This is a genomic window from Vibrio marinisediminis (assembly GCF_014050145.1).
Taxonomy (GTDB): domain Bacteria; phylum Pseudomonadota; class Gammaproteobacteria; order Enterobacterales; family Vibrionaceae; genus Vibrio; species Vibrio marinisediminis.
In genome coordinates this window covers 1-274 of record NZ_JACFYF010000238.1, presented here as the reverse complement: position 1 = coordinate 274, position 274 = coordinate 1, and the positions used below count along the sequence as shown (strand labels likewise).

Genomic DNA, 274 nt, shown 5'->3' with positions numbered 1-274 from the left:
TCCATGGTGACGGCGTAATCGCTGCCCTGGCGTTTCCATTCGAAATAGACCCGGTTGAAGTTGAGGTTGAGCCCCGCGATGGCCGGGCTGTAGCCCAGGTGGTCGGGCTGGCCCGGGTCGATGGAGCGGATCGCGGGGAGCGCGTCGGCCTGCACCCGCAGGGCGCCCGTCACCTCCGAGACTCCGGCGGCGCGCAGCAGGCGGGCGAGGCGTGCAAGGGCGGCGGTATCGAGGCTGGGATCGCCGCTGCCGGCGAGAATCAGGTCGCCGTCGA

Annotated in this window: 1 protein-coding gene; it reads right to left on the bottom strand. The window is 70.4% G+C overall.

Annotated features, from left to right (window positions below; genetic code table 11):
- On the bottom strand, window positions 1-274 hold a 274-nt coding region (locus H2O73_RS23970; RefSeq protein ID WP_182110800.1), incomplete at both ends, for a D-alanyl-D-alanine carboxypeptidase.